The sequence below is a fragment of the Hyphomonas sp. UBA4494 genome (assembly GCF_002388935.1).
Taxonomy (GTDB): domain Bacteria; phylum Pseudomonadota; class Alphaproteobacteria; order Caulobacterales; family Hyphomonadaceae; genus Hyphomonas.
The window spans coordinates 45,971-53,455 of the sequence record NZ_DGNK01000032.1 but is presented as its reverse complement, the minus strand read 5'-3'; the positions used below and the strand labels follow the sequence as shown (position 1 = coordinate 53,455).

Below are 7,485 nucleotides of genomic sequence, written 5' to 3'. Positions count from 1 at the left end.
TGCCACGGCTCGCACTACGATACGTCTGGCCGTATCCGCAAAGGCCCGGCCCCCACAAACCTCCCGGTTCCGGACTACAATTACGTGTCCGACTCCGTGATCAACATTTCGCTTTAAGGGAAGGATACCGCAGATGAGTGGACACGAATCCTCCTACACGCCGACCAATGCCTTTACGAAATGGCTTGATACGCGTTTGCCGCTGGTCCGGTTTGCCCAGGACACGGCGATCAATTTCCCGACCCCGAAGAATTTGAACTACTGGTACACGTTCGGCGGCATCCTTGCCGTCTGTCTCGTGATTCAGATTCTGACCGGTATCATCCTGGCCATGCACTATGAGGCCAGTGTCGACGGCGCGTTTGCGTCTGTTGAGCGTATCATGCGCGATGTGCCCTATGGCTGGCTGCTCCGCTACATTCACGCCAATGGCGCGTCGATGTTCTTCCTTGCCGTCTATATTCACATGTTCCGCGGGCTCTATTACGGCTCCTACAAGGCGCCGCGCGAAGTGCTGTGGATCCTTGGCTGTGTCATCTACCTTCTGATGATGGCCACCGCCTTCCTCGGCTACATGTTGCCTTGGGGCCAGATGTCCTATCACGGCGCCAACGTCATTACGTCGCTGTTCGGCGCCATCCCGCTGATCGGCGAGAGCCTCCAGACCTGGATCCTCGGCGGACCATCGATTGGTAACCAGACTCTGCAGCGCTTCTTCTCGCTGCACTATCTGCTCCCCTTCATGATCGTCGGCGCTGTCATCCTGCACGTCTGGGCGCTTCATGTGCCGGGCAACAACAACCCGACCGGTGTTGAGGTTCAGGACGTTGCGAAAGACACCGTGCCATTCCACCCGTATTACACGGTGAAGGACGCCTTCGCGATCGTGATCTTCCTGATCATGTTTGCCGTCTTCGTCTTCTACGCACCGAACGTGCTGGGCCATGCCGACAACTATATCGAGGCCAACCCGCTGGTGACGCCTGCGCACATCGTGCCGGAATGGTACCTGCTGCCATTCTACGCCATCCTGCGCGCGATCACGTTCGATCTCGGCCCGATCCCGGCCAAGCTGCTCGGTGTGATCTTCATGTTCGCAGCCATCGCGGTCCTGTTCATCCTGCCTTGGCTCGACACGTCGAAAGTGAAGTCCATGCGCTACCGTCCGGTGGCCAAGCAGTTCTTCTTCGGCTTTGTCGCCGTCTGCCTGCTGCTCGGCTGGTGTGGCGCGGCCAATCCGGACGATGCCGTCATCCCGGCGCTGCAAGGTGACCCGAAACTCGTGGTCAGCTACACGGCGGATGGTCAGGAAGCGACCAGCGAATACAAAGGTGGTGGCGAAGCCTATATCGACGCGAAACGGTTCATGGAGAGCCTGCCAGCTGACTCGAACCCGTCTCTGTCGGCTGTGTCGGCTGAGACCTTCAGGTTCCGTCACTTCTCGCTGTTCCTGACCTTCTGTTATTTCGGCTTCTTCGTTCTTCTGTTCTTCCTTGGTCTGACCGAGAAGCCGAAGGAATTGCCGGAATCGATCCATAAATCCGTGCTGAAGCGCCACAAGGCGTCAGCGTCGGCCGTGCCGGCTGAATAGGGAGCTTTGGGGAAAATCATGAAAGCGTTCCGCATTCTTACTGCCGGTCTTGCCGGTCTCATGATCGCCGCGTCAGCGCATGCTGCCGGCGGCGCTGCTCACCCGCACGAACCGGAAGAGGGCTGGCCCTTCGAAGGCGTGACGGGTCAGTTCGACCAGGCCTCGCTGCAGCGTGGCTATCAGGTGTACCAGGAAGTCTGTTCGTCCTGTCACTCCATGAAGCTGCTCAGCTACCGCAACCTCGGCGATCCGGGTGGCCCGTTCTATGACGAGGCCTATCCGAACCCGAACGACAACCCGTATGTGAAGGCTCTGGCCGCGCAGAACGAAATCCTCAGCCCGACGCCAAATGAAGTCGGTGACTATGATTTCCGTCCGGCGACGCCCGCCGACACATTCCGCAGCCCATATGCGAACGACAGTGCGGCCCGTGCGGCCAATGGCGGCGCTGTGCCACCAGACCTGTCAGTGATCTACAAGGCCCGCCATGATGGCGCGTCTTATGTGTACAGCCTGCTGGCAGGCTATCCGGACGAGGACGTATTCTCAGAGCGCGTTGTCGCTGAAGCATCTGACGGGGGCACGCCGGATGATCCGAGCGACGATACGCCTGCCGAAGTTCAGACCGTTATCGACGCGTCCAAGCTGCATATTGGTCATGGTGATGACCATTACGAAGGCTACCTGATCCAGAATGCCGGCCAGTACTACAATCCGTACATGCCGGGCGATACGGTTCCGCAATTCGAAGGCGATCCCCGCCATGCGCCTCCGGGTGGCTTCCTTGCCATGCCGCCGCAGCTCGTTCCGGGCCGCGTCGAGTATAGCGACGGCACCGAAGCGACCATCGATCAGATGGCCTATGATGTCGCGCAATTCCTCGCTTGGGCAGGTGAGCCGAAACAGACCAACCGCAAATCGCTTGGCCTTGCCGTGATGGTGTATTTTGGCATCCTCGCGATCCTGCTCTGGTTCTCCTACAAGCGCATCTGGCGCAACGTAGAGCACTAGGCAGTTCTGACAGAACCTTGAATTGACGACCCCGCCCCTGGCTGATCCAAGGGCGGGGTTTTCTTTTTCCGGAGCAGATCATGAGCAAATGGACCCTCGGCATTATCGGAGGCTCGGGCCTTTACGAAATTGACGGCCTGGAAGACCGCCGCGAGGAACAGGTCGAAACGGCCTGGGGCAAGCCATCTGACGTGCTGGTGCGCGGCCGGATAGGGGAGGTGGAGCTGGTCTTCCTGCCGCGCCACGGAAGAGGTCACCGCATCACGCCGACCGAGGTGCCTTACCGCGCCAACATCGCCGCACTGAAGGCGGCGGGTGTGACGGACATCCTGTCAATTTCGGCTTGCGGCAGCCTGAAAGAGGAATACGCCCCCGGTGACTTCGTCGCCGCAGACCAGTTCATCGACCGCACATTTGCGCGCGACAAAACCTTCTTCGCAGCTGGCATGGTGGCGCATGTCTCCATGGCCTACCCGGTCTGCCCGCGCCTGTCGGGGCTTGCAGCAGATGCGGCGGAAGCTGTCGGCTCAAAGATGCATCGCGGCGGCACGTATCTGGCCATGGAGGGGCCGCAATTCTCTTCGCTCGCAGAATCAAAACTCTATCGGCAATGGGGTTGCGACGTGATTGGCATGACCGCGATGCCGGAAGCCAAGCTCGCCCGAGAGGCCGAGTTGCCCTACGCCATTCTTTGCATGGTCACCGATTATGATTGCTGGCGGGCAGAAACCGAGGCGGTATCGGTGACGAATGTGCTGGAAATCATGGGCCAGAACAGCGCGGTGGCCCGCAAGGCTGTTGTCCGGCTTGCTGAAGCCCTGTCCGGAATGGAGCGTACGCCGGATCCGAACGGCACGGATACGTGTCTGGATTATGCGTTGATTACTGCGCCACAGGCGCGCGACCCGGATTTGCTCGACCGTCTTCAAGTGATTGCAGGACGTGCGCTCAAGGGCTAAGGTTTACCAACACTTAACCGGTCGCCATGCGGGGGAAGCATGGTTTACGGTGGACGCGTTGAGGGGATCTCAGAATGAGTGAAGCGCAATTCTACACATTCTTCACCGGCGGGCTCGGCCTGCTTATCGCAGCAGCATTGATGATCGCCTGGCAGCTTTGGCGGCTGAGGGATGAAGAACGCGATGGCGCGATCTCCGCCCTCGACGGCATCAGCCATGAGATGCGAATAAATCTCCAGCGCATGGTGAATGAGGTCGCCCAGATCGTCGACACGCAGGAAGCCGGACCAGATGTCCTGCTGCCTGTCCAGCATCCGCAGCTCGACGGTGTAAACGCTTCCCTGATCAAGACCAATCGCAATGCGATCGCCGTGATCGGCGCGACCTATCAGGAACTTGAGGCGCGCAAGATGGCGTTGCGGGCGGTGCTGGCCCAGAAGCGCGATCTCAGCGCAACGCTCGACGATGCGATGGATGCGACGATCAACGGCATTGCGACGCTCTACATGTGGGAAGAGCACGCCGGTGTACGTCCTTCAGAGGCGGGCACTGTGCGCAGCTGGCACGTGCGCGACTGGATGAAAGCGCATGGCTTCTCGGCAAATTCCTTTCCGGGCATGCATCTGCGCGATGAAGTCGTTGAACGTCTGCGCCAGTACGGTCTGCACCTGACGCCGCGCCCGCTGACCCATACCGCTCATGAATATTACAGCATGCAGTATGACCGGAAAGCCGATCCGCATGCGCCATTCTGGAAGCGCAAGCCGAAGACCGACGAAGTCATGGCCGTCGCGGCAGCCGACGAAGCAGCTGAATATATCGATGAGGACTTCGAGGACACCTATGAGGGCGAAGCCGATATCACGCCGTCGGAAAACGTCGATGCCGCCCTGGCCGAGATTGAAGCGATGGACGACGACCTGTCGGAAGAGGACGAGGCCTATGCCGAGGAAGACTCCGACGAAGCCGGCCGCTTGCCCAACTGATCCCCGCTAGCGTTTGAACGTGCCCATGATGCCGCGCAGGATGTAGCGGACGACTTCCCGGCTGGCCGTTCGGGCGGCCTGATTTCCCGCTTTCTCGAGCGAACTCATCCGGCGGGAGCTGCGGCGCGTGGTCGTTTTCTTTTTCTTCTTGTCCAGCTCGGCTTGAGCCTTGGCCTCTTTCTTGGCGAGTTCCTCAGCTTCCTTGGCGGCTTTCACTTCGCGCGCTTCCAGCACTTCATAGGCCGACTCACGGTCAATCGACTTCTCGTACTTTCCGGCGACGGGACTGGCATTCTGGACCGATTTGCGCTCCGCGTCCGTTGCCGGGCCAAGTCGTGAGGCTGGTGGGCGGATCACGGTCCATTGTACCACGCTCGGCGCGCCCTTGGCGTCCAGCGTCGAGACAAGTGCCTCGCCAACGCCAAGCTGGGTGATGACTTCCTCTGTGTCAAAAGTCTCATTCTCGCGGAAGGATTGCGCCGCAGCGCGTACGCCTTTGCGTTCGGCGGGCGTATAGGCGCGCAGGGCATGCTGCAGCCGGTTGCCCAGTTGTGCGAGCACGCTTTCCGGCAGGTCGCGCGGGTTTTGGGTAACGAAATAGACGCCTACACCCTTGGAGCGGATCAGCCGCACGACCTGCTCGATCTTCTGCATCAGCGCCGCAGGAGCGTCGTCGAACAACAGGTGGGCTTCATCAAAGAAGAAGACGAGGCGCGGCTTGTCCGGATCGCCAATCTCGGGAAGCTGCTCGAACAGTTCCGACAACAGCCAGAGCAGGAATGTGGAGTAGAGTTTTGGACTGTTGATCAGGCGGGTGGCATCCAGCACGTTCACGATGCCGCGCCCATCGGTATTGGTGCGCATCATGTCCGACAATTCCAGTGCGGGTTCGCCGAAGAAGAAATCGGCACCTTCGCGTTCCATGACGAGCAAGTTGCGTTGCACCGCGCCAAGTGACGCAGAGGCAATGTTGCCGTATTCCTTGCTGAGTTCGTCGCGGACCTCCTTGTCGCTCATATGAACGAGCAGTTTGCGCAGATCCTTCAGGTCAAGCAGCAGCAGGCCATTATCGTCGGCATATTCGAACGCGATGTTCAGCACGCCTTCCTGCGCGTCGGTGAGGTCCATCAGCCGCGAGAGGAGCAGGGGCCCCATTTCGGAAATCGTGGTGCGGATCGGATGGCCCTTCTCGCCGAACACGTCCCAGAACACGGTTGGCGCAGACGTGTACTCATACTCGCCGAGCCCGATCTTGTTGGCGCGTGCAACGAATTTGTCGTGCAGCTTGTGATCCGTGCTGCCGGGTATGCAGATGCCCGAAAGGTCACCTTTCACGTCTGCGCAGAAGACAGGAACGCCCGCATCGGAAAAGCCCTGAGCCAGGTTTTGCAGGGTGACTGTTTTGCCGGTGCCGGTTGCGCCCGCGATCAGGCCATGCCGGTTTGCGATTTTCAGCAACAGGTTCTGCGCCACATTTGGCGTGCCGGTGCCCTCGGCATCTGCCCCCCCGATAAAGATGGAATCCATCATCCTGTCCCCTTCATTCCTTACAGGCTGCGACGCTAGAGAATTCGCCGGATTCGGCAAGGGTGGAGGCGCAGGCTCTTGACGGCGCGCGAGGCTCTCCTCACCCTGTGGTAACCACAGCTCCGGGGGATATTATGGATCGCGCGACGAAGACCGGCATCTGGATCATCGCGACCGGCGTCATCCTGACCTTCCTTCATTTTGGCCGCAGCATCCTCGCGCCCTTTGCGCTGGCTGTGTTCCTGTTCCTCGTCATCGAGGGCTTTGCCACTATGATCGATAATTGGTCTCGCGCGCTCAAGATCGGGCACGCCCGGGTTTTCGCGGTCCTGATTGTTTTGGGTGGATTTTTCGGATTCATGGCGCTGCTCGCAAATGGCATCGCCGAATTTGGGCGCGACGCCGGAGAGTATGAAAACCGGATCAACGACATGATCGCGGACATGTATGAGGTGGTGCACATGTCGGGTGCGCCGACACTGCAGGAACTGCTGTTCAACGAAACCGGACAACGTTTCTTTGCGACCATCGCCAACGAAACCGGTGACCTGTCCGGCGATCTGGTCCTGATCCTGATCTATGTCGCCTTCCTGTTCCTGGCGCAGTCCAGTTGGACCCGGAAACTGGACAATATCTTCCCCGGTTTCGAGCAACGCGCGCAGGTGCGCCAGGTGGGCGATGAAGCGCGGCGCAGTATCGAAACCTATCTGTGGACCCAGACTGTGATCTCCGCCCTGATCACCGCATTGACCTATTTCTCATTGCTGGCCTTGGGGGTGCAAAATGCGCTCTTCCTGTCGGCTTTGATATTTGTGCTCAATTATATCCCGACTGTGGGGTCAATTGTTGCGGCACTGGTGCCCCCGCTGTTTGCCATCGTGCAGCCGGAACTTCCGGCCTGGGTGCCGGGCACACCACCGCAAGACAACTACATCTATGCGGCGATCGTGTTTGCTGCCGTCAGTTTCTGGCAGTTTTCGATCGGCAATTTCATCCAGCCGCGCATGATGGGGGAGTCGCTTAATTTGTCAGCTTTGGTCGTCCTGCTTTCCCTGGCCATCTGGGGTGCAATCTGGGGCATTCCCGGCATGTTCCTGTCGGCACCTTTGACGGTTTTGATGATGATATTCTTTGCGCAATCTTCCAGCACCAGATGGATTGCAATCCTGCTTTCTGCAGATGGTAATCCACAAGGCAAGGGTACCAATACGGAGCCGCCGGGTGCAGTCAGCGCTGCTCAGACCTATGGTGAAAATCGATAAATTATGCGAAGTGTTAGGCAAGTTAATAATTGCGAATCCGGTTCAGAGCCCATACTCAATTATTGGTAACATCAGGCGCTGCTGACGATGACTTGTATTCGGCACAGCGCTTGCAAATTTAGTGAGATCAGGCCCTCCGCGTGCGTCCC

At 59.0% G+C, this 7,485-nt stretch carries 6 protein-coding genes and 1 pseudogene; 6 read left to right on the top strand and 1 reads right to left on the bottom strand.

Annotated features, from left to right (window positions below; genetic code table 11):
- From B2P82_RS12450 to B2P82_RS12430, 5 genes and pseudogenes are all read left to right on the top strand, one after another.
- Positions 1-117: pseudogene (locus B2P82_RS12450) on the top strand (ubiquinol-cytochrome c reductase iron-sulfur subunit); the annotation flags it as partial.
- 16 nt (positions 118-133) lie between these two features.
- The gene (locus B2P82_RS12445; RefSeq protein ID WP_290497267.1) at positions 134-1,591 is read left to right on the top strand and encodes a cytochrome b; all 1,458 of its coding nucleotides are present in this window, start codon (positions 134-136) and stop codon (positions 1,589-1,591) included.
- A gap of 18 nt (positions 1,592-1,609) precedes the next feature.
- The gene (locus tag B2P82_RS12440; protein ID WP_034810471.1) at positions 1,610-2,602 is read left to right on the top strand and encodes a cytochrome c1; all 993 of its coding nucleotides are present in this window, start codon (positions 1,610-1,612) and stop codon (positions 2,600-2,602) included.
- Positions 2,603-2,682: 80 nt separating this feature from the next.
- A complete protein-coding gene (locus tag B2P82_RS12435) occupies positions 2,683-3,561 on the top strand; it encodes an S-methyl-5'-thioadenosine phosphorylase (protein WP_290497266.1) in 879 nt (292 codons plus the stop codon).
- A 74-nt stretch (positions 3,562-3,635) separates the two neighbouring features.
- On the top strand, positions 3,636-4,547 hold the full coding sequence (locus tag B2P82_RS12430) for a hypothetical protein (RefSeq protein ID WP_290497264.1): 912 nt from the start codon (positions 3,636-3,638) through the stop codon (positions 4,545-4,547).
- A gap of 6 nt (positions 4,548-4,553) precedes the next feature.
- Here B2P82_RS12430 and B2P82_RS12425 read toward each other — a convergent pair whose 3' ends face one another.
- Positions 4,554-6,077 (bottom strand): helicase HerA-like domain-containing protein, encoded by a 1,524-nt coding sequence (locus B2P82_RS12425; protein ID WP_290497262.1) that lies wholly within the window; start codon positions 6,075-6,077, stop codon positions 4,554-4,556.
- A 131-nt stretch (positions 6,078-6,208) separates the two neighbouring features.
- Here B2P82_RS12425 and B2P82_RS12420 point away from each other — a divergent pair, with 131 nt between their 5' ends.
- Positions 6,209-7,336: an AI-2E family transporter gene (locus B2P82_RS12420; RefSeq protein ID WP_290497260.1), complete on the top strand. Its 1,128-nt coding sequence runs from the start codon at positions 6,209-6,211 to the stop codon at positions 7,334-7,336.
- Positions 7,337-7,485: the final 149 nt, after the last annotated feature.